The following is a 20,847-nucleotide window of genomic DNA, read 5'->3' as shown; positions in this document are numbered from 1 at the left end:
CGGGGCTGGCGTCGGAATGAACGGCGCTTCAGGTCACCGGCGCGGGGTTGAACAGCACGAGCGCGTTACGCAGCTTGAGCTTCTCGGCGCGCGTCTCTTTGCGCCCGCTCGCCACGTCGAGCATCAGACGAAACAACTCCCAGCCGACATCCGCGATCGTCGCCTCGCCCGTGGCGATGGTGCCCGCGTTCACGTCCATCAGATCGTGCCAGCGGCGCGCGAGGTCCGAGCGCGTCGCCACCTTGATGACCGGCACTTCGGCAAGGCTGTACGGCGTGCCGCGCCCGGTCGTGAAGACGTGCAGGTTGATGCCCGCCGCCAGTTGCAGCGTGCCGCAGATGAAATCGCTCGCGGGCGTCGCGGCGTAGATGAGGCCCTTTTGCTTGACCTTTTCGCCCGGCGACAGCACGCCCGAAATCGTCGATGAACCCGACTTGACGATGGAACCCATCGCCTTCTCGACGATGTTCGAGAGCCCGCCCTTCTTGTTGCCCGGCGTCGTGTTCGCGCTGCGGTCCGCACCGCCGCGTTTCAGGTAATCGTCGTACCACTGCATCTCGCGGATGATCGCCTGCGCCACTTCGCCGTTCGCCGCGCGTGCCGTCAGTTGCGCGACGCCGTCGCGGACTTCCGTCACTTCCGAGAACATGACGGTCGCGCCCGCGCGCACGAGCAGGTCGGTTGCGAAGCCGACCGCCGGATTCGCGGTGAGACCCGAAAACGCATCGCTGCCGCCGCACTGCACACCGACGACAAGATCGGACGCCGGACACGTCTCGCGACGCCGGTTGTTGAGGCGCTTCAGATGCGTCTCGGCCATGAGCATGATGGAATCGATCATCGACTCGAAGCCGACGTGTCCCTCGTCCTGCAGCACGACCGCGCCGCCGTTCGCTTCGAGTTCCATTTCGCCGATGTCCGCGATGGCGTCATCGACGGCGGCCGCCGCGATCGGAATGGTGCCGGGCGGCATCAGGCGCTCGGGTTGGAGCTTCTCGCAGCCGAGGCTCACCATCATCACTTCGCCGCCGAAGTTCGGATTCAGCGCGATGTTGCGCACCGTGCGGATCGGCACCATCGCGTCGGGCGCTTCGATCGCCACGCCGCAGCCGTAGCTGTGGCCGAGGCTCACGACGTCATCGACATTCGGGTAGCGCGGCAGCAGTTCCTTCTTGATGCGGTCGACCGCGTGCTGAACGACGTCGGCCACGCATTGCACGGTGGTCGTGATCGCGAGGATGTTGCGCGTGCCGACCGAGCCGTCCGCGTTGCGATAGCCCTCGAACGTGAAGCCTTCGAGCGGCGACGTGTCGGGCGCCTTGATCGTCGCGATCGGCAGGTCGTCCAGTTCGGGCGGCGTCGGCATGCGCAGGACGTGCTCGTTGATCCAGCTGCCTTTGGGCAGTTCCTTCAACGCATAGCCGATGACGACGTTGTAGCGGATGACCGCTTCGCCTTCGGCCAGGTCCTTCAGCGCGACCTTGTGGCCCTGCGGCACGCGCTCGCGCAAGACGAGGCCATCGGAAAAAGTGGCGCCTTCCCCGAGGCCGCCGTCGTTCACGACGATCGCGACGTTGTCTTCGGGGTGAACGCGAATATAGAGCGGGGGCTGATTCATTCTCGACGATCCTTCGCACAAACGTGCTGCGTGCTCCTAGAGTTATGTCATCCTACAACATGTCGACGGCCGTGTGTTCGGGGTTTTCCCGTAATTATAGCGAGGAGTCGTTGAATCGGTTGTGCGCCCGCTAACCATGTTGTACGATGACGTATAAGCGCTGCATCCGCCGGACGCTGCTCAACCGAGACACACATCATGACGACACCGCAAGAACTCAAGCAAATCGTTTCCGAAGGCCTGCTTTCGTTCCCCGTGACCGACTTCGACAGTCAGGGCAACTTCCGCGCGGATACCTACGCCGAGCGCCTCGAATGGCTCGCGCCCTACGGCGCGTCGGCGCTCTTCGTCGCGGGCGGCACGGGCGAGTTCTTCTCGCTGACGCAACCCGAATATTCGCAGATCGTGCGCACGGCGACCGAAGTCTGCAAGGGCAAGGTGCCGATTCTGGCGGGCGCGGGCGGCCCGACGCGCACGGCCATCGCGTTTGCGCAGGAAGCCGAGAAGAACGGCGCGCAAGGCATTCTGCTGATGCCGCACTATCTGACCGAAGCCTCGCAGGAAGGCATCGCGGCGCACGCCGAGCAAGTGTGCAAGGCAGTGCCGAACCTGGGCGTCATCATCTATAACCGCGCGAATTCGAAGCTGAACGCGGACATGCTCGAGCGCCTCGCGGACCGCTGCCCGAACCTGATCGGCTTCAAGGACGGCGTGGGCGAGATCGAAGCGATGGTGACGATCCGCCGCCGCCTCGGCGACCGCTTCTCGTACCTCGGCGGCCTGCCGACCGCGGAAGTCTACGCGGCTGCGTATAAGGCGCTGGGCGTGCCGGTGTACTCGTCGGCGGTGTTCAACTTCATTCCGAAGACCGCGATGGACTTCTACCGCGCAATCGCGGCAAACGATCACGAAACGACGGGCCGGCTCATCGACGAGTTCTTCCTGCCGTATCTCGCCATCCGCAACCGTCGCGCGGGCTACGCGGTGAGCATCGTGAAGGCGGGCGCGAAGCTCGTCGGCCACGATGCCGGTCCGGTGCGCGCGCCGCTGACGGATCTGACCGACGAAGAAATGTCGCAGCTCGACGCGCTCATCAAGAAGGTCGGCGCGCAATAACGCTGCTCGAGGTCGCCGCGCGTCGCGTCGTTCAGCTCGCGCGCACGATAGCGACATCGAGCCCTTCCCCGCCCGCCGCGATCGCGGCGAGGCGATCGACATTCGGATGCGCGCCCGGACGATTGCGCGCATCGGCGGTATGTTCGGCGAATACGGCGAGACCATGTTCGGCGGCTTTCGCATCGATCTTGCCGAACGTCTCCTTGAGATAGTGATACACCGCGAGCGAGCCTTGCTTGCCCGGCTTGTTCTCGATGCTGTCCACCGTCTGCCCTTTCGCATCGACGAGATCGATGCGCTCGATGCCTTCGATCGAAGGCAATCGAGCGAGGTTGTCCTTGAATGCGTTGCCTGGCTGAATCACGAAAGATGCTCCGTCATGGGTCGTTGATGAATCGCTGGAATAAAGGCGGCGTATCTTAAACGATCAAAAGAGATGCATCACGCCGACATACGCGCCCGTCTGCGATTCGCCCGCTAACGGGCTCGTGCTCACGTCGGCATTGCGCGGTGTCGCGAACACCGAGAAGGTGCCGTTCGCGCTGTTGCGCACATAGGCGGCCGTGCCGTAGAAGAACGTGCGCTTCGTGACGTTGTACGTCGTGCCGAGCGCATAGAGCGTGGCGTGACTCGCCGGATCGTGCGCGGCATCGCCCGAGCCTTGCCCGACGTGAATATAGAAGCCGGCCGCGGTCACGGCCCATTGCGGCGTCGCCTGATATGTTGCGCCGAGCCAGTAGTGGTCCGCGCTGTCGGCCATGCCCGCGGGCGTATCCGGCGCGGCGTAGTGCGTATAGGCGGCCTGCACCTTGAACTTGTCGATCTTCACGTTCGCGCCGACGAAGTACTCGCGGGATGCCGCGAAGATGTTGTCGAGGCGCCCGTCCTGACTACGCAGCTCGTCGTAGATGCCGCGCACGTCGAGAAGCGGCGAGTGATACGTGAGCATGATGCCTTCGGAGCGGCCGAATTCGCCCGGCGCGCCGCGGTTGAACGCGCCCGGCTGATTGCCGAATGCGTACTGTCCCTGCACGTCGAGGCCATGAAACACGGGGCTGTGATATTCGACGTTGTTGCTCGTCTGCTGCCAGTTGCGTCCCCGCACGAGCGATGCCGACGACATCGCTTCCTGCACGAACGGATCGAATTCCCAGACGCCGTCGCTATCGATGAAGAGGTTGCGGCCGGCCTGAATCTGCCCCCACGTCTTCGAGCTGATGCCCACGTAGGCGCGGCGCGAAAAGAGACGGTCGCCGCCCGTTCTGCCGTTCATGATCTGCAGCGCGGTCTCGAGATCGAAGAGCGCGGTCAAACCGCCGCCCAGGTCTTCGGTTCCCTTGAGCCCCCACATGCTCGTGCCCCAGTCGCCGCCCTCGGCGCTCCAGCGCGATGCGTTGCCGCCCGCACCGTTGGAAACATGGTTCAGATATTCGATGCCGCCGTCGAGCCGGCCGTACATCGTGACGCTCGACTGCGCCCACGCGTTCGATGCGAACAGCACCAGGCCCGCTGCCTGAAAGAGGCCGACTGTCGTCGCTTTCATCGTGTGTCGCTCCATGTCCGTGCTTGCGATGGGGCTGCGGCCATCGTTCTGGCTCGCATGAACGTAGCATTATCTCGGGGAGCTGGCAGGAGTGAGGGAAGTGCGGCTTCGCGTTGTCGCGGGGCATCGCCCGAAATAAAAAACAGGCGACAAACAGCCCGAAAGCCGCCTGCCGCCCGCTCTGAATAAAACCGCGTCTGTCGTCGCTTAGTGCTGCGCGATGGTCGCCGAGTTCTTCGTGCCCGATTGCGCGATCGTTGCCGAGTTGCCGTAGCCCGCTTGCGTGATCGAACCGACGTTCGAATAGCCGAGCTGCGTGATCGCGGCCGCGTTGCCCGCGCCCGATTGCGAAGCCGTCGCGCTGTTGCCGAGACCGTTCTGCGACAGCAGCATCTCTTCGTTGTTGCCCGACTGCGTGCCGGTCGCAACGTTGAGGTCGCCGATCTGCGAGGACAGCAGCGTCGATTCCACGGCGGCTTGCTGCGTCAGGTTCGCGGTGTTCTTGTAGCCGAGCTGCAACGAACCGATCGCGTTGTTGTGGCCATCCTTTTGCGTGGTGGTCGCTTCGTTGTTGCTGCCGAGCTGCACGACCGACGCCAGATCGTTCGACTCGTTGTACTGGTTCACATACGTCTTGTTGTACTGCGGACCGCTTTGCACGATGGTCGTCGTTTCGTTGACCGCGTTGCCCTGATTCACTTGCGCGAAGTTCGGGGCCGTTGCGCCGCTCTGGTCGATGGTGGTCTTGTTGCCGCCGCCGTTCGACGAGAAGACCTTGGCGATCGCCGAGCCGTTCTCGTTGATCGTGACCGTGTCGCCCAGTTCGTTTGTCTGTCCGACATACGCGTCCGTGCCGCCGCCCGTCTGCGTGATGGTCGTCTTGTTCAGGCCGCCGCCGATCGTTTCGACGTTCGCGATGCCGTGGTCGTTGTCTTGCGAAATCTGCACGTTGTTGCCGAAGGTCGTCGTTTGCGTGACGTTTGCGGTGCCGCCGCTGAACTTGCCGGAGGCGGTGTTCTGGCCTTGATCGATGTTCACCGTGTTGCCTGCGGCGCTCGTCTGCGTGATCGTCGCCGAGTTATTCGTGCCGTTCTGGCGCACGGTGTCCTTGTCGCCCGACGAGGTCGTCTGCGCGACGTTCGCGCTCGAGTTGCTGCCGACCTGCGTGATGTTCGTGCGCTCGCCGACCGCGCGGTCCTGCGTGACGTTCGCGACGAGGTTCGAATCGATCGACGAGCTGGTCTGGGCGATGTCGGTGCGGTTCAGGCCGCCATTGATCGACTTGACGGCGGCGTTCGCGCCGGCTGCATTCTGCTGCACGTTCACGCTGTCGCCGATGGACGATTGCTGATCGACCGTCGCCGTGTTGCCATAGCCGAACTGCGAAACGGTAGCGGATTCGTCCGCCGAAAAACCGGCTGCGAATGCGGTGCTCGAAGCGAGCGCTGCCAGACCCATGGCGATGATAGATGCCTTGACTTTCATTTTTATAGCCTCGTGGTTTGAGTTTTGAGTGACTTCTTTGCTTCCCGACGGCTGGCAGCCCCTGCTGCCCTCCGGACCGACCGAACTGCACCCGCTTTGAACCGAAAGCACTGCCTTACTGCGGTCTCCTCGCACCGTGACGTCGCCGCCAAGGTCGAAAATCCAATTACTTCATGAGCACCGACGCCCTTGCGCCATTGCCGTTTTGCATCACCTGTAGCCCGGCGCCGTTGCGGCTTTGCAGGATCGACACTTCGTTGTTGATGCCGAGTTGCGTCACTTGCGACGACATCGACGAGCCGATCTGCGTCACCGTGGCCGCGTTGCCGCTGCCGTTTTGCACCGCGACGGAGCGATTGCCCGTACCGGCCTGCACGCCGGCAAACTGATTGCCGTTGCCGCTCTGCGCAAGCGCGCTCCAGTTGTCGTTGCCGGACTGCGCGATAGCCGCCGCGTTCGCGATGCCCGCCTGATTCGCCATCAGCGCGTTCTGTCCCGACTGCACGCCGCTGAACCGGTTGCCCGATCCCGCCTGCGATACGCGGGCCACTTGCGCGCCGCCGCCGAATCCCGGTTCCGATGGACCGAGGTCCGACACTGGCGACAGGTCCGCCGCGAAGACCGCAAGCGAGAGACTCACGACCGCGAATACCGTCGCGCAGAGCGCGATCTTCGAAGCGCGCCAGGGCGCGAGTGGTGGAATCATTTCGTCGTCCTTATTCATTGAATCAGCCACCGAAGGTTTTGGGCGGATCGACCTTCACCGCGCTATACGGCGGATTGACCGCTTCCATCGTCGCGGCGTAGCCCTGGTTTTCCAGCAGATAGCGCTGCATCGTCGGGTCGTACCAGTCCTTCATGTCCTTGAGCGCCCACGTCTGGTTCGCGACGCCCTGCACGATCAGATGCACGAGCGCCGATTCGATCGCCTCGTTCACGCACAATTGCTGCGGCTCGTTGCGCGTCATGCCGAGTTCGGCCTGCAGCAAGTCTTTGAAGCCGATGAAGCGGTACACGCCCGTATCGACCTGAACCGAATAGATGGTTTTCGTAGTCGAGACGCTGTTGAGAATGGTGCCGTTGCGGATATCCACCGCGCGCAGGTTCACCGTCACCTGATCCACGCGATACTGCTGCGACGCCGAAATGCCGAGATATGCAACGCCCGCGCCGCCCGTGCGGATGTTCGAGTCATAGCCGACGATGCCGCCTTCGAGCACGATGCTCGCCGGCGCGAGCGCACCGATCTGCGCGATGTTCGATCCCGCGCGGTTCTTGTCGTCCGGCGTTTCGAGGGCGCGCATGATCTTGCGCTCGGTCAGCAGGTCCTGAAGGTTCTCGCGCTCCACCGGCGTGAACCAGCCGGAATCGCGCATCGCCTTCACGAGAAACGACGCGCCGCCCTGCGTCACTTGCGACGAAAACGAGCTGTCCGGCGACGGCTTGTACTGCCCGGTGAGATCCCGAAAGCCGTACACGGCCGCGACGATCCTGCCCTTGGGCGGCGGCAGATGCGTGAGATCGCGCGTGATCCGCGTGGGCGGCGTGAGCGTCGCGTTCCCGGCCGAAGGCATCGGCGCGGTGACGCAGCCGGCGAGCAGCATGGAACCGATGACGGCGGCCGCAAGCGCCGCGCGCGTGGCCGTGGTCCTGAGTGCGTTCTTGTTCATTCTTTTGGCTCTCGCTTTACTGTCCGTTGCCGACGATGAACGTGGTCGATGCGCCCGTCGTCTTGTCGGTCGTCGTCACTTGCAGGTTGCCGCCCGTCACCGATGTGATCGCAATCGAGAAATTTCCCGTGTTGATGGTGCCGGGATGCAGCGTGCCGTCGGTGCCGACGATCGAGCTGGAGATCGACGACGCCACGCGCGAGAGAATCGCCTGCTGCAATTGCGAGTTGAACTGATCGAGCGTGGACTGGCTGCCGGTGCCGTAGTCGGTCGCCGACGGGTCCTTGTACTTGTTCTGCGCGTTCGCTTCGTTGAGCAGATTCGCGCCGTTGAGCGGATTGCCGCCGAAGTTCGGATTCACCGGTTCGTACACGAGCGACGTTGCATGAGCAGCGGTGGACGGCATCAGAAGCGGCATCGAGAGCGCGCAGGCGAGCATGGCGCTGCGGGCAAGCGCATTGGTTTTCATGGTGATCCCCGTAATTGGCCGTGTTGCTTTTTATTGGAGTTCGTCGTTCGCCATGTCGGCGTCGCGAAAGAGCAGGCGCGTGAGGTCCGCCTGCATGACGTTCTGGAACGCCACCTGTGCCGCGCCTTCCGCGACGGGCCGCACGTTCGCGCGCGCAATCGGCAGGAATGCCTGAAAGACGCGGCGCTGGCGGAATTCCACCCACACGAGGCTGCCGTAGCGTGCCGACGGGCGCTCGTGAACCGACACGATGTAGCGCTGCGCGAGCGGAATGGCGCCCCACGCCTGCGCAAAGCCGTTATAGAAGTCCTGGCCCGCGAGCGTGACGGTGTCGGTGGTGACCACGCCGCCGAGCGCGTCGTCGAGCGGCTCCTGACCGTTGACGTCGGCGGTCCGGGCGCGCGGCGTCCCGGCGAGCGTCGCGCTCTTTTCGAGCGATTCCGATGCGTTCACCGTGCCACGCGATGAAAGCGGCGCGGCGTTCGCGGCGGGCAACGGCGTGGTCTTGCCAACGGGACTCGGCGTCGGCGTCGTCGGCAGCGAAATGAGCGCGCGCGCCTGGCCGCTGGCATCGGCATGTACGGCGGTATTTCCTTCGGCATCCTGAGCGAACGCATGGCTCGACATGGCCGATGAAGCAATGATGCACACTGCGATGGCGCGCGCTTGGGCGGGCACTTTCTTCTCTCGCTGCATGACTTCCCCGTATGCCCCTGGCCGCTATGGTGCGGCCTTCGGGCGTTTGTTTTTATTCATTAGACGGAACGGATTGTGCGCAAGAACGGAGAGGCGATATGTGGGAAACGCCACACTGAGCTGACGAAAATTGCAGCGCGCGAAACGCTTCTGAAATGCGGTTTGAAAGCGGAATCAATGCTGGCGGGAAGGCGAACGTTTGCGCCTACATTCGATCCGCTGCGATGACGGCATCGGCGAAAGCCCTGGGCGCTTCCTGCGGCAAGTTGTGTCCGACGCCGCCCGTCACGTCCACATGACGATACGGGCCGGAGAACTTCTTAGCATAGGCGGCGGGCGCGGGATGCGGCGCGCCGTTCGCGTCGCCTTCCATCGTGATCGTCGGGATGCCGATCGACGGCGCGGCAGCAAGGCGCTTTTCGAGCGCGTCGTACTGCGGCTCGCCTTCCGCGAGACTCAGCCGCCAGCGATAGTTGTGAATCACGACCGCCACGTGATCGGGATTGTCGAACGCTTGCGCGGAGCGTTCGAACGTCGCATCGTCGAAATGCCATTGCGGCGACGCCGTCTGCCAGATGAGCTTCGAGAACCCGCGGCGATTCGCTGCATACCCTGCGCGGCCGCGTTCCGTCGCGAAGTAGAACTGATACCACCACGCAAGCTCGGCCTTGGGCGGCAACGGCGCGCGATTCGCCTCCTGGCTGCCGATCAGATAGCCGCTCACCGATACGAGCGCCTTGCAGCGTTCCGGCCAGAGCGCCGCCATGATGTTCGCGGTGCGCGCGCCCCAGTCGAAGCCCGCGACGAGCGCGCGTTCAATGCGCAGCGCATCCATGAGCGCGATGATGTCCACCGCCACGACCGCCTGCTGCCCGTTGCGCGGTGTATCGGCGGAAAGGAAACGCGTCGACCCGTAGCCGCGCAGATAAGGCACGATCACGCGGTAGCCCGCCGCCGCGAGCATCGGCGCGACTTCGGCGAAGCTGTGGATGTCGTAGGGCCAGCCGTGCAACAGGATCACGGGCGCACCGTTCTCGGGGCCTGCCTGCGCATAGCCGATATCGAGCGTGCCCGCGTTGATCTGCCTGATATCGCCGAATGAAGTCGCACTCGCCGCACTCGTCGCACTCGACGCCTGCGCGCGCACGACGCCGCTGAATCCCGGTTGCATCGCGCCGACGCCCGCGATTGCCGCGCCAAGAAGACGGCGGCGCGATCCGTTGATGTGTTCGGTCATGATCTCTCTCCTCGATGTGCGTTCGCGTGATGCAATGTTGGGCGCATGACGCCGTGTGAGCAACCGCAACAAAGTTCACGTATCGTTGCCCTGAGAGCAACGCACTTTGAGGAGACCGGGACCATGCGCGAGATCAATCAGCAGCGTCTGCGCTATTTCAACGAAGTGCTGGCGCACGGCACGATCCGCGGCGCAGCCGATCATCTGAACACGTCGCCATCGGTCATCGCGCGGCAGATCAGGCTGCTGGAAACGGAACTGGACACGACGCTTTTCGAGCGGCAGGCGCGCGGCGTGCGGCCGACCGAAGCCGCGTTTCATCTGCTCGAATTCTGGCGCGGGCATCGCTCGCAGCAGGAGAAGCTGGAAGATCAGCTTCATGCGCTAAAGGGCCTGAAACAAGGGCATATCAGACTGGCCGTGAGCGAAGGCTATGTCGATACGCTCGTCGACAATGTGCTTGCGCCGTTCAGCGCGCGGTATCCGGGCCTCGACATCGGCGTGGACACGCTGCCCGTCGACGACGTGATCGAAGAAGTCGCGCAAAGCCGCGCGCATATCGGACTCGCGTACAACGCACCGCCGCATCCGCGCATCGAGGTTCGCGCGAGTTCGCCGCAGCCCGTCGTGCTGCTCGCGCGGCGCGATCATTCGCTCGTCGCGCGGGGCGGGGCAGCGCGCGTCGCCGATCTGCTCGACTATCCGTTAGCCGTCATGCCGCCTTCGTTCGGCATCGGCCATGTGTTGAAGATGCTCGCGACGACCGACAACATCGCCGTGCGCGCGACGCTCACGACGAATTCGCTGACGGCGTTGAAGCGCATCGTGAGCGCGGGAGCGTTCGTCACGCCGATCGGCGCATTCGCCGCATATCGCGAGATAGCAAGCGGTGAAATGAAGACCGTGCCCATTGCGCATCCGCTCTTCGAAGGCACGCATGCGCGCGTGCTCGTGAAGGCGGACAGACCGCTCGCGGCGGGACCGCAGGAACTGCTCGACTGGATTCTCGAGAGAATGCCGATATTCGCGCCGCGCGCTCGTTCCGGCCGGTCTGCGCGAACGCTTCGTGCATAGGCGCGGCTATCCGGCGAGTCGTTGCGACGACGATGCCGCCGCTACATCTCCGCGACGGCAACCTGCTCCAGAAGCGCTTCCAACGGCACCGGCGGGGAACGCAGGAAGCCCTGCATCTTGTCGCAGCCCGCATGCTTCAGGCGTTCCAGTTGCTCCGCCGTCTCCACGCCCTCCGCGATCACGGCCACGCCGAGCTTGTGCGCCAGATCGATCACGCCTTCGACGACCGTGAGCATCATCGCGTCGGTGGCGATGTTGTCGACGAACGACTTGTCGAGCTTCAGCACATCGGGGCGAAAACGCGCCAGATAGCTGAGGCTCGAATAGCCGGTGCCGAAATCGTCGATGGCGATGCGCACCCCCATCGCGCGCACGTTCGACAGCACTTCCTGCGCATCGTCGACGTTTTCGATCAGCGCCGACTCCGTGATTTCGAGCGTGATGCAGTGCGAGTCGATGCCGCATCGCCTGATCGCGTGCTGAAGCACGGAGACGAGACGCGGATCGCGGAACTGCTTCGGCGACACATTGACCGCAACGGAGCGCACCTCGGGCACGGCCGCGGCAAGCCGGGCCGCCGCCTGCACCGCATCGCGGATGATCCAGTGTCCCGCCTCGACGATGAGGCCGCTCTCCTCCAGCACCGGCACGAACGCGCCCGGCGATAGCAGCCCCAGTTGCGGATGATTCCAGCGCACGAGCGCTTCCACGCCGGCAAGCGCGCCCGTATCGATACGATACTGCGGCTGATAATGCAGCACGAACTGATTGTCGCGGATCGCGCCATGCAGCTCTGTTTCGAGATGCGCGCGCGCGAGATCGTCTTTCTCGCGCTCGCCGAACACGCGAAACGCGTTGCGCCCGGCGCGCTTGGCGGCATACATCGCCATGTCCGCGCTGATGAACAGATCCTCCGGCGTGCGGCCATGTTCGGGATAGAGCGCGACGCCGATGGAGCATGTCATCGTCACGGTCTTGCAGCCGACCTTGATCGGCCTGCGGCACGCGAGCGCAAGCCGCCTGCATGCGCGTTCCATGCGCTCCTGATCGAAGGTGCCCGGCAGGATCACGGTGAACTCGTCGCCGCCCGCGCGCGCGGCCACGGCGCCCGGCGGCATCGTTTCGCCGATGCGCTGCGCGATCGCCTTGAGCACCGCATCGCCCGCGCTGTGGCCGGCCGTATCGTTGATCGACTTGAAGCGGTCCACGTCGATGAAGAAGTACGCGAACGGCTCGCCGGATGCGCAGCGTTCCGTCAGCGCATTCATCATCGCGTTGCGGTTGTGCAGGCCGGTGAGACTGTCCGTGTTCACGAGGCGGTGCAGTTCCTGAAGATGCATGCGCTCCTCGGTTGCATCGACGCATACGCTCACCACGCGCGACACCGCGCCGTCTTCGCTCACCGGATAGATATCGGCGCGCACCCAGCGCGTGCGGTCGTCGGCAAGACACAGGCGGAAATAGCTCTGCGAAGGCGCGCTCAGGCTCACCGCTTCGCGCATCTTGCCGCGCAGTCCCGGCATGTCGTCCGGATGCACGCGCTCCATCCATGCCGTCTTGTCCGCCTTGAGCGCCGCCACGGGCATCTCCCACATGCGCTCGAACGCGGAACTCACATGCAGCAGATCGCTGAAGTCATGACTCGCGGTCCAGAACACGGCATCGACGTGGTCTTCCATGTCCTTCTGCACGCGCGCATTGCCGCGCAGCTCGTCGATGAGACTCACTTCCGCCGTGATGTCGCGCGACTTGCACAGGACCGCCGCGACGCGGCCTTCCTCGCCGTAGACGGGCGCGAATGTGGACGTCCACCATTTGCGCGCGCCGGTCATCGTCGGGCAAGTGCCGGAGAACGAGACCGACTCGCCCGCCTTCGCGCGTTCGAACGCATCGCGCGCATCCGGCCCGTCCCACAGCGCGAGCCAGTCCACGCCGACGATGTCCTGTGCGCGCGGCGCTTCGATCAGGCGGCGGCCGACATCGGAGATGCAGACGACGCGGCCATCCAGGTCGAGCAGCTTGAGACAGTCCTCGGCGATGGAAAGCAGTCCGTTGGAAAGCTGCTGCGCGACGAAGATGTGCCGTCTCCATTCGAGCATCTGATGAATGACGGTCATGGCGCCGGCAGCCGCCGCGCCGAGCAGCACGTTCCACGGCAGCGGCACGAACGGCGTCATGCACGCGACGAGCGCGACGCTCAGCACCGCGAGCGCGAAGGCGTCGATGCGGCGCGCGCATTCGATGTACGGAAGCCGCCGTGCGACCGCGTCGCCGATGGTTCCAAGAAAATCGCTGGCTCTTTCCTGCACCGCTCGAATCCTTTCTGCCGTGATGGCCGTGAATGCCTCGCTGCTTAACGGCGCGATCGGCAAACACTTTAGATGAGCGATGGATTCGATCGGTCCCGGTAAATCTTGCCTTCAGCGCGTATTCGCCGCGCCCTCGAGAGCCGCCGCGATTTCCTTGGCGAGCGCTTCGGCGCGATACGGCTTGCCAAGAAGCGTGACGTTGGGCCGCAGCGCGCCGTCGCGCGAGATCACGTCGCGCGTATAGCCGGACACGTAAATGACGGGCACGGGCCGCGCCTGCGCCGAGGCCCATTGCGCGAGATCCTCGCATTTGACCTTGCCCGGCATCACCACATCCGTGACGATCAGGTCGACGCCCACGCCGCTTTGCAGCACGCTCATCGCGGCATCGCCGTTCGCGGCCTTGAGCACGATGTAGCGCATCGCTTCGAGAATCGCGACGGTCGACGAAAGCACGGCGGCATCGTCGTCGACGACGAGCACGGTCGCACCGCCCGTCTGCGGCGTGAGCGCGCCGTTCGCCGTGACCACCGTTTCCGCGTCGTAGCTGCGCGGAAAGAAGAGATCGACGGTCGTGCCCGCGCCCTCCGCGCTCGACATGTCGATGTGTCCGCCCGACTGCTTCACGAAGCCGAACACCATGCTGAGCCCGAGCCCGGTGCCGTGTCCTTCGGCCTTGGTCGTGAAAAACGGCTCGAACGCGCGCTCCAGCACGTCGGCGGCCATGCCGCTGCCGTCGTCGCGCACGGAGAGCCGCACGTATTCGCCGGGACGCAAGTCGCGGCCCTCGCACGCGGCTTCGTCGAGCACTTCGTTCGTGCACGCGAGTGTGAAGCTGCCGTCGCCGCGAATCGCATCGCGTGCGTTGATCGCGAGATTGAGCAGCGCGTTTTCGAGCTGATTGCGATCGACGCAGAAGTTCCAGGGATGATCCGGCAAGTGCGTGCCGATGACGACGGACGCGCCCACCGCATGCTGCAAGAGCTCGCGCATTTCATCGAGCAGGCGGCGCGGATTGATGACCACCGGCGACTGCGGCTGCCGCCGCGCGAACGAGAGCAATTGCGACGCGAGCTTCGCGCCGCGCTGCACCGCTTCCATGGCCGCCTGCACGCGTTCGGGCACGCGCGGGTCCGTCGGCGGAAGATATTGCAGCAGTTGCAGATTGCCGCTGATCGCCTGCAGCGTGTTGTTGAAGTCGTGCGCGACGCCGCCCGTCATCGCGCCGAGCGCCTCCATCTTGAGGCTTTGCCGCAACTGCGCTTCCACCGCGATGCGCGCCGCGACCGCTTCCGAAATCTTGTCCTCCAGGCTGCGCGTCAGTTCCTTCAGGCTTTCTTCGGCGATCCGGCGATCGTGTATGTCGACGATCACGCCCGGAAAGCGCGCGGGACGGCCGTGGCCGTCGTAGTCGCAGCGGCCGGTCGCGAGAATCCACATCCATCCGTCGCCGGGCGTGCGAATGCGATATTCCGCGCGATACGGCACGCCGTCGCGCACGGTGCGCTCGATCAGCGCCTGAACGTGCTCGCGGTCCCCGGGATGCATGATGTCCAGCACGGCTTCGAGCGGCCAGCCTTCGGCGATTTGCTCGAACGGAACGGAGAAGGTGCGCGCGAAGCGCTCATCGCCTTTCACGCGATTCTTCGGGATGTCCCATACGAACACGCCGAGCACCGCGCCCGAATTGATCGCGAGATGCAGGCGCTCGTTGGCCTCGCTCACCGCGGCTTCCGCGAGCGCGCGGTCGTGTTCGAGCAGCACGCGCCCGGTCGTTTCGACGACGATCGCGAGGACGCCCGCGGGCAGGCCGTCGTCGCCGGTCAAGGGGCTGTAGTGCAGATCGAGCCAGACTTGCGCGGGCTTGCCGCTTCTCGACAGCACGAAGCCGATGTCGCGATACGACAGCGATTCCCCGCGCAGGCCCGAGTCCACCACATTGCGATTGAACTCCGATGCCTCCGGCCACGCCCGCTCGATGGGCAAGCCGAGAATGCCGGGATGCCGCACGCCCGAGAATTTCGCGTAGGCGTCGTTGTAGAGGAGCGTGCCTTCTTCGCCCCAGAGAACGGCCATCGGCAGCGCGCTGCGCAGCATGGCCTGCACGACGGCGCGCAGCATTTGCGGCCAGGTGTCGATGCCGCCGAGCGGCGTCTTGCTCCAGTCGAAGTCGCGAATGGCGCGCGCGGTCTCGCCGATCCATGAATCGAAGCGAATGGGGTCGGGGATATTCGAAGTCAAGCGACGGCTCTTTGTCCAGGTTTCGTCGGGCGTTCTTATGCGGGTGCTGCGCGCCGATGCGACAGCATAAAGGCTAACGCGCCGGCATGCGAGGCGGGGCTTCACGCCCAAGCGCAAATGCTCACGCGTTTCGCTCACCGCGATTTCGGCTTGCGCACCGCGCGCACCGTACGCGCGCGTCCGCCCCCGCAAAAGAAGGTATCGGCGCCATCCGATTCCAGTCCCGACACGCCGATGCCTTCGGGCATATCGAGCCGCTCGACGACATCGCCCGTGCGCGCATCGATGTGCCGGAGTTCGCTGGCGTCGCCTTCCCAGGTCGCGTGCCACAGTTCGCCGTCCACCCACGTGACGCCGGTCACGAAGCGGTCCGATTCGATCGTGCGCAGAATCGCGCCGCTCGCCGGATCGATCTGATGGATCTTGCGCTCGCGATACTGCCCGACCCAGAGCGTGCCCTCGCCCCACGCGAGCCCCGAGTCCGCGCCGCCGCCCGGCGCGGGAATGGTCGCGATGACGCGGCCGCTTTGCGGATCGATCTTCTGGATGCGGTCTTCGGCGATCTGGTACAGATGCGTGCCATCGAAGGCGGTGCCCGCATGCGCCGGCACGTCGATGCTGCGTTCACGCTCGCCGCTCGCGGGATCGAACGCATTGAGCGAGTCGCCGCCCGCGAACCACACCGCGTGGCCGTCCCAACTCACGCCGTGGACGCCGTCCACATCCACAAAAGGCCCGTATTCACGCAGTATTTCCGCTTTCGCGCGCTTCATCGTCTGTCTCCCTGAGATGCGTTCATGCTAGGCGCCTGCGAGATCGGCGGGGAGTAACAAGGCCGTCGTGAATGCGGGCGACGGCGGCGCGATCCAGCGTCGCGCGCGTCCGCGTCCGAGCGACTGCACCTTGCCCGCCGATGCCAGCGCGTCGAGCGAGCGTTGCACCGTGCGCTGGCTCGCGTCGAGCGCGAGTGCGAGCGCGGAACTCGACCACGCTTGCCCATCCGCGAGCAGCGCGAGCAGCGGCGCGTGATCGTCTTCGACAGGGCGCGCGAGCACCGCGACGTCCGGCGCATCGCGTGGCGCAAGCGCGTAGCCATGCGGCGTCGCGCGCACGTTCGCGAGCGGCCGCAGCAGCGTGCGCAACCGTCCCATTTCGACACGCAGCCGCACGCGATGCGTTTCGTCCGCATGCCGGATGCGAAACGCGCCCGCGATGAGCGCATCGCGCGGCACGTCCGCCGGCCACGCCTCGCCCAGCATGCGAACCAGCGCGAAGAGCACCGGGCGCGTGGCGAGCGACACCGACGCATGCGCATCGCGCACGCCGTTGCGAAACGCGTCCACGATGAGCGCATCCGATGCGAAAAGCGCTTCGACGTCATCGAGCAGCAGCATGCGCGACGTGCCTCGCGCGACGTGCCTCGCCGCCGGCGTATGCAACGGCTCGCACGCGCGCTCGACTTCCGCCGCGAGCGCGGGAATGCCGGCATCGTTCGCGGCGCGCTGCGCTCGCGATAGCGCGTCGCGCGCGGCTTTCGTGCGAAGGCGCCGCATCGCGATACCCGCCGCCATCAGTTCGTGCGTCGCGCGCGCGGCGGGCGGCAGCGCGGCGGGATCGAGCGTGCCGAGCAACTGTTCAGCATCGTCGATACGTCCGATCAACAGCGCGCGCCGCACTTCGAGCGTGCGCGCATGAGCCGCGTTGAGGTGATCGCCGTGCGCGTGAAGCGTCGCGCGCGCGTGTTCGAGCGCCTTCGCGGGCCACGCAAGTTCGCGCGACGCCAGCGCGATCTCCGCTTCTGCGACGATGCATCGCGCACGCGCCACCGCTTCCTTCGCGCCGAACGCGCGGGCCGCGCGCTTCACGAGCGACTTCGCGCGCACGAAGTCGCCGAGTTGCGCCAAGGCGATGCCGCGAAGCGCGAGCGCGGGGGCGTCGTCGCGCAGCGCGACACGATTGAGCGCGCCGAGCGCATCGCCCGATGCGAGCGCGCGCGCCGCCGCCGTGATCAACGAATCCATGCGAATCCCGACACGTTTGTCACTCCCACGCCCGTCGTTGCCCGCATTAATCTAACACCGTGCTTTACGACGACGACCCCAACCGGAGGCAACCCTATGACGACTCATCTCACCGGAACGCGCGACGAATGGCTCGCCGCGCGCATCGCCCTGCTAGATGCGGAAAAAACGCACACGCGTCGCGGCGATGAACTCGCGCGGCAACGTCAGGCCTTGCCGTGGGTTCGCATCGACAAGACGTATCGCTTCGATACCGAAGCCGGCAGCGCGACGCTCGCGGACCTCTTCGGCGGCCGCTCGCAACTGCTCGTGTATCACTTCATGTTCGGGCCGGACTGGAGCGCGGGGTGTCCGTCGTGTTCGTCGATCGCGGACGGCTTCGATGGCTTCGCCATTCATCTCGCGCATCACGATGTCGCGCTATGGGCGGTATCGCGCGCGCCCCTCGCGAAGCTCGCCGCATACAGAAAGCGGATGGGCTGGCGCTTTCCCTGGGCGTGCGCGCGCGACGGCGAGTTCAACTACGACTTCAACGTGTCGTTCACCGAAGCCCAGCAGCGCGAGGGCGAAATCGAATACAACTACGCGCGCGACGCTCACGCGATGGACATGAAAGACGCGCCCGAGCCGGTCAAGGCATTCGCCGCCGACTGCGGCACCGATGCGCCGACCTTCACACGCGATCGTCCTGGCATGAGCGCATTCGCGATGGAAGACGGCGTCGCGTATCACACTTACTCGGCGTATGCGCGCGGCCTCGATGCGCTGTGGGGCATGTACCAGTGGCTCGACCGCGCGCCCAAAGGCCGGAACGAAACGGCAAACTGGTGGAAGCGCCATGACGAATACGCCGGTTGAGTCTCTCGTCAAAACGACCGTTCGTTCGTGTTTCGCGTGGAGCATATGCAGGTAATCCCTCCCCTAAAGCGTCCTGCACGCCTGTCGATATACAGGAGGTCGAGGCAATCCCTCGGCCGCGCAGCCGGCGCAGCATCGCAGCCCGCGCGCACGTCAGACGCGGTGCAGCCACTTCGGGGAAGACATGTTTTCGACTATCAAGGGCCGCCTGGCATTGGCCATGGCGCTGTTGAGCGCGCTCCTTATCGCAATCGGCGCAGTGGGGCTCGTCGGCATGACGCGGTCCAATGCGGTGACGCATGCGCTCTACGCGAACGAAATGCCGAGCGCGGTATCGCTCGGCAATGCCGAGATGTTCATTGCGCGCGAACGTCTGAGCTTCGACCGCGCCGCGCTCAATGTCGGCACGAGCGCGGCTGAAGACGCCATCGGGCGCGGCGCGCTGATGCGCAAGACCTCCGACGACGCGTGGGCGAAGTACGCCGCCCTGCCGCACGGCGCCGAGGAGAAGCAGATCGCCGACAAGTTCAACGAGCAGCGCCTCACCATGCAGAAGCTGATCGACGAAGGCTATGCCGACGTGCGCGCGAAGGATCAGGACAAGATCACGGCCGACGCGAGCGCGATGCAGGCCGCCTTCAACGAGTTCGCCAAGACGGGCGTCACGCTGCGCAAGCTGCAGTTCGAAGCGGCGCAGACGGCCTTCGACGCGGGGCAATCCGAATATCAGACGTTCCGCACGCTCTCCGTCGCCGCGATTCTTTTCGGCGTCGCTGCTGCCGTGTATTCGTGGATCTCGCTGCGCCGCCGCATCGCGCGTCCGCTCGATGCCGCGCTCACGCAGTTCACCGCGATCGCGTCAGGCGACCTGCGCCGCGAAGTGACGGTCACGTCCAACGACGAAATGGGCCAGTTGCTGCGCGGTCTTTCGACGATGCAGGCGAGCCTCATCGAAACGGTGCGCTCGGTTCGTTCGGGAAGCGAATCCATCGCGTCCGCGACGAAGCAGATTGCGGCCGGCAATATCGATCTGTCCTCGCGCACGGAGCAGCAGGCTTCGGCGCTTCAGGAAACGGCGTCGAGCATGGACGAGCTGACCGGCACGGTCAAGCAGAACGCCGACAACGCGCGCCAGGCGAGCACGCTTGCGGCGAACGCATCGGAGATTGCGACCAAGGGCAGCCATGTCGTCTCGCAGGTCGTCACGACGATGGGCGAGATCAATCAAAGCTCGGCGAAGATCGCGGACATCATCACGATCATCGAAGGCATCGCGTTCCAGACCAACATTCTCGCGTTGAACGCGGCGGTGGAAGCGGCGCGCGCGGGCGAAGAAGGACGCGGCTTCGCGGTGGTCGCGGGCGAAGTGCGTTCGCTCGCGCAACGCTCGTCGGCGGCGGCCAAGGAGATCAAGGAACTGATCGATACGTCGGTGGAACGCGTGCAATCGGGTAGCGCGCTCGTCGACGAAGCGGGCCGCACGATGACCGAAATCAGCGGCGCGGTGCAGCGCGTGACGGACATCATGGGCGAGATCGCGGCGGCATCGGAAGAACAGAGCAGCGGCATCGATCAGGTGGCGCGCGCCGTCACGCAGATGGATGAAGTCACGCAGCAGAACGCGGCGCTCGTGGAAGAAGCGGCGGCGGCGGCGCAATCGCTGGAGGATCAGGCGGCCGCGCTGCGCACGGCGGTGGAGACGTTCAGACTGCATGCGTGAGGCATGCGCGGCTGATCGAGAAGTGCAAAGGCCTGCGCCGATTGTCGAGCGCAGGCCTTTTTTGTTGGCGATGGAACGGTCGCCTTCAGCTCACCGGCTCCATTCCGAACCGGCGCTTCGTTTCATCGCATTCCGACGAACCCATGAAGGCAAGCACGGCCATCGCGGCAGACGCATCACGCGCATTGCCGCACACCGCGCCCTCAAACACGGTCAGCGCCTGAATCTCACGCTGCAAAGAGCCAATGACATCCACGCCATCCACGCCGATCAGCTCGCTCGTCTGCTGAAAGCCGAGCGCCACTTCGCCTCGCGCGATCAACGTGCCGACGCCCACGCCGGGCGGCGCCTGAACGATGCGCGATGCGATCGCATCGGCGATGCCCCAGCGCTCGAAGAGACGCATGAGATGCGCGCCGCTCGGCCCCGTCGAATAACCGATGCTGCGCGCGGACAGCACCGCCTCGCGCACGGCGGCTTCGTCGTCGATCACGGGACGCGCCGCGCCCGCCGCGACCGCCACCGAAATGCCGGAACGCGCGATTCCGACGCGGCTTTCCGCATCGACGAAACCGGCTGTCGCGAGCTTGCCGATCACATCGGCCGCGAGCACGACGATATCGAATGCTTCGCCATCCTGAACACGTTGCGCCGCCGTCACGCCGCCCACCGATTCGACGCGCACGCGCCGCGACGAACGCTGCGTGTACGCATCGGCGAGATGGTCGAGAACATGGCGCGTCGCCATCGACGAGATGATCGTGACCGCGTTCGATGTGTCGTTCATCGC

The 20,847-nt window shown here is 65.1% G+C and carries 18 protein-coding genes; 4 read left to right on the top strand and 14 right to left on the bottom strand.

The genetic code is table 11. From position 1 onward, the window contains the following. Positions 1-28 precede the first annotated feature (28 nt). Positions 29-1,618 carry a galactarate dehydratase gene (gene garD / locus LDZ27_RS22235; protein WP_244817952.1) on the bottom strand — a complete coding sequence of 530 codons (1,590 nt, stop codon included), beginning with the start codon at positions 1,616-1,618 and terminating at the stop codon, positions 29-31. Positions 1,619-1,816: 198 nt separating this feature from the next. Between garD and kdgD the strand changes: the two genes are divergently transcribed. Next, a complete protein-coding gene (gene kdgD, locus LDZ27_RS22230) occupies positions 1,817-2,734 on the top strand; it encodes a 5-dehydro-4-deoxyglucarate dehydratase (RefSeq protein ID WP_244817951.1) in 918 nt (305 codons plus the stop codon). Positions 2,735-2,765: 31 nt separating this feature from the next. Here kdgD and LDZ27_RS22225 read toward each other — a convergent pair whose 3' ends face one another. The 8 genes from LDZ27_RS22225 to LDZ27_RS22190 form a co-directional block, all read right to left on the bottom strand. Continuing rightward, complete coding sequence (locus tag LDZ27_RS22225; RefSeq protein WP_244817950.1) at positions 2,766-3,098, bottom strand: DUF2322 family protein; 333 nt, start codon at positions 3,096-3,098, stop codon at positions 2,766-2,768. A 63-nt stretch (positions 3,099-3,161) separates the two neighbouring features. Then, on the bottom strand, positions 3,162-4,277 hold the full coding sequence (locus tag LDZ27_RS22220; RefSeq protein ID WP_370653479.1) for a porin: 1,116 nt from the start codon (positions 4,275-4,277) through the stop codon (positions 3,162-3,164). Between the two features lie 207 nt (positions 4,278-4,484). Further along, positions 4,485-5,762: a hypothetical protein gene (locus LDZ27_RS22215; RefSeq protein WP_244817949.1), complete on the bottom strand. Its 1,278-nt coding sequence runs from the start codon at positions 5,760-5,762 to the stop codon at positions 4,485-4,487. A 166-nt stretch (positions 5,763-5,928) separates the two neighbouring features. Beyond that, positions 5,929-6,468: a hypothetical protein gene (locus LDZ27_RS22210; RefSeq protein WP_244817948.1), complete on the bottom strand. Its 540-nt coding sequence runs from the start codon at positions 6,466-6,468 to the stop codon at positions 5,929-5,931. 22 nt (positions 6,469-6,490) lie between these two features. Beyond that, on the bottom strand, positions 6,491-7,432 hold the full coding sequence (locus LDZ27_RS22205; protein ID WP_244817947.1) for a CsgG/HfaB family protein: 942 nt from the start codon (positions 7,430-7,432) through the stop codon (positions 6,491-6,493). Positions 7,433-7,448: 16 nt separating this feature from the next. Beyond that, positions 7,449-7,901: a curli assembly protein CsgF gene (locus LDZ27_RS22200; RefSeq protein WP_244817946.1), complete on the bottom strand. Its 453-nt coding sequence runs from the start codon at positions 7,899-7,901 to the stop codon at positions 7,449-7,451. A 30-nt stretch (positions 7,902-7,931) separates the two neighbouring features. Then, entirely contained in the window at positions 7,932-8,597 is a 666-nt protein-coding gene (locus LDZ27_RS22195) for a curli production assembly/transport protein CsgE (protein ID WP_244817945.1), read from the bottom strand. A gap of 205 nt (positions 8,598-8,802) precedes the next feature. Next, a complete protein-coding gene (locus LDZ27_RS22190; protein WP_244817944.1) occupies positions 8,803-9,834 on the bottom strand; it encodes an alpha/beta fold hydrolase in 1,032 nt (343 codons plus the stop codon). Positions 9,835-9,957: 123 nt separating this feature from the next. Here LDZ27_RS22190 and LDZ27_RS22185 point away from each other — a divergent pair, with 123 nt between their 5' ends. Beyond that, on the top strand, positions 9,958-10,908 hold the full coding sequence (locus tag LDZ27_RS22185; protein WP_244817943.1) for a LysR family transcriptional regulator: 951 nt from the start codon (positions 9,958-9,960) through the stop codon (positions 10,906-10,908). A 41-nt stretch (positions 10,909-10,949) separates the two neighbouring features. Here LDZ27_RS22185 and LDZ27_RS22180 read toward each other — a convergent pair whose 3' ends face one another. From LDZ27_RS22180 to LDZ27_RS22165, 4 genes are all read right to left on the bottom strand, one after another. After that, positions 10,950-13,217 (bottom strand): bifunctional diguanylate cyclase/phosphodiesterase, encoded by a 2,268-nt coding sequence (locus LDZ27_RS22180; RefSeq protein ID WP_244817942.1) that lies wholly within the window; start codon positions 13,215-13,217, stop codon positions 10,950-10,952. Positions 13,218-13,328: 111 nt separating this feature from the next. After that, on the bottom strand, positions 13,329-15,458 hold the full coding sequence (locus tag LDZ27_RS22175) for a PAS domain-containing sensor histidine kinase (RefSeq protein WP_244817941.1): 2,130 nt from the start codon (positions 15,456-15,458) through the stop codon (positions 13,329-13,331). 134 nt (positions 15,459-15,592) lie between these two features. Continuing rightward, positions 15,593-16,231, bottom strand: coding sequence for a glutamine cyclotransferase (locus LDZ27_RS22170; protein ID WP_244817940.1), 639 nt, complete (start codon positions 16,229-16,231; stop codon positions 15,593-15,595). A 27-nt stretch (positions 16,232-16,258) separates the two neighbouring features. Further along, a complete protein-coding gene (locus tag LDZ27_RS22165) occupies positions 16,259-17,479 on the bottom strand; it encodes a helix-turn-helix domain-containing protein (protein WP_244817939.1) in 1,221 nt (406 codons plus the stop codon). A gap of 96 nt (positions 17,480-17,575) precedes the next feature. On the opposite strand from LDZ27_RS22165, the gene LDZ27_RS22160 reads away from it, so the two are divergent. Together LDZ27_RS22160 and LDZ27_RS22155 are read left to right on the top strand one after the other, a co-directional pair. After that, on the top strand, positions 17,576-18,337 hold the full coding sequence (locus LDZ27_RS22160) for a DUF899 domain-containing protein (protein WP_244817938.1): 762 nt from the start codon (positions 17,576-17,578) through the stop codon (positions 18,335-18,337). Between the two features lie 184 nt (positions 18,338-18,521). Beyond that, positions 18,522-20,057, top strand: a complete 1,536-nt coding sequence (locus LDZ27_RS22155) for a methyl-accepting chemotaxis protein (protein ID WP_244817937.1) — start codon at positions 18,522-18,524, stop codon at positions 20,055-20,057. Positions 20,058-20,142: 85 nt separating this feature from the next. Here the strand turns inward: LDZ27_RS22155 and LDZ27_RS22150 are convergent, their stop codons facing one another. Then, entirely contained in the window at positions 20,143-20,844 is a 702-nt protein-coding gene (locus LDZ27_RS22150) for a substrate-binding domain-containing protein (protein WP_244817936.1), read from the bottom strand. Positions 20,845-20,847: the final 3 nt, after the last annotated feature.

Origin of the sequence: Caballeronia sp. Lep1P3, assembly GCF_022879595.1 — a bacterium.
In the GTDB taxonomy this organism is placed as follows: Bacteria; Pseudomonadota; Gammaproteobacteria; order Burkholderiales; family Burkholderiaceae; genus Caballeronia.
This window is presented reverse-complemented; position numbering and strand designations above follow the sequence as displayed.

Excerpts from the sequence above, each read along its gene's own strand:
- LDZ27_RS22205 (WP_244817947.1), bottom strand. The coding sequence starts at position 7,432 with ATGAACAAGAACGCACTCAGGACCACGGCCACGCGCGCGGCGCTTGCG.
- LDZ27_RS22185 (WP_244817943.1), top strand. The coding sequence starts at position 9,958 with ATGCGCGAGATCAATCAGCAGCGTCTGCGCTATTTCAACGAAGTGCTG.
- LDZ27_RS22165 (WP_244817939.1), bottom strand. The coding sequence starts at position 17,479 with ATGGATTCGTTGATCACGGCGGCGGCGCGCGCGCTCGCATCGGGCGAT.
- kdgD (WP_244817951.1), top strand. The coding sequence starts at position 1,817 with ATGACGACACCGCAAGAACTCAAGCAAATCGTTTCCGAAGGCCTGCTT.
- LDZ27_RS22150 (WP_244817936.1), bottom strand. The coding sequence starts at position 20,844 with ATGAACGACACATCGAACGCGGTCACGATCATCTCGTCGATGGCGACG.
- LDZ27_RS22210 (WP_244817948.1), bottom strand. The coding sequence starts at position 6,468 with ATGATTCCACCACTCGCGCCCTGGCGCGCTTCGAAGATCGCGCTCTGC.
- LDZ27_RS22160 (WP_244817938.1), top strand. The coding sequence starts at position 17,576 with ATGACGACTCATCTCACCGGAACGCGCGACGAATGGCTCGCCGCGCGC.
- LDZ27_RS22215 (WP_244817949.1), bottom strand. The coding sequence starts at position 5,762 with ATGAAAGTCAAGGCATCTATCATCGCCATGGGTCTGGCAGCGCTCGCT.
- garD (WP_244817952.1), bottom strand. The coding sequence starts at position 1,618 with ATGAATCAGCCCCCGCTCTATATTCGCGTTCACCCCGAAGACAACGTC.
- LDZ27_RS22170 (WP_244817940.1), bottom strand. The coding sequence starts at position 16,231 with ATGAAGCGCGCGAAAGCGGAAATACTGCGTGAATACGGGCCTTTTGTG.
- LDZ27_RS22155 (WP_244817937.1), top strand. The coding sequence starts at position 18,522 with ATGTTTTCGACTATCAAGGGCCGCCTGGCATTGGCCATGGCGCTGTTG.
- LDZ27_RS22190 (WP_244817944.1), bottom strand. The coding sequence starts at position 9,834 with ATGACCGAACACATCAACGGATCGCGCCGCCGTCTTCTTGGCGCGGCA.
- LDZ27_RS22200 (WP_244817946.1), bottom strand. The coding sequence starts at position 7,901 with ATGAAAACCAATGCGCTTGCCCGCAGCGCCATGCTCGCCTGCGCGCTC.
- LDZ27_RS22195 (WP_244817945.1), bottom strand. The coding sequence starts at position 8,597 with ATGCAGCGAGAGAAGAAAGTGCCCGCCCAAGCGCGCGCCATCGCAGTG.
- LDZ27_RS22220 (WP_370653479.1), bottom strand. The coding sequence starts at position 4,277 with ATGAAAGCGACGACAGTCGGCCTCTTTCAGGCAGCGGGCCTGGTGCTG.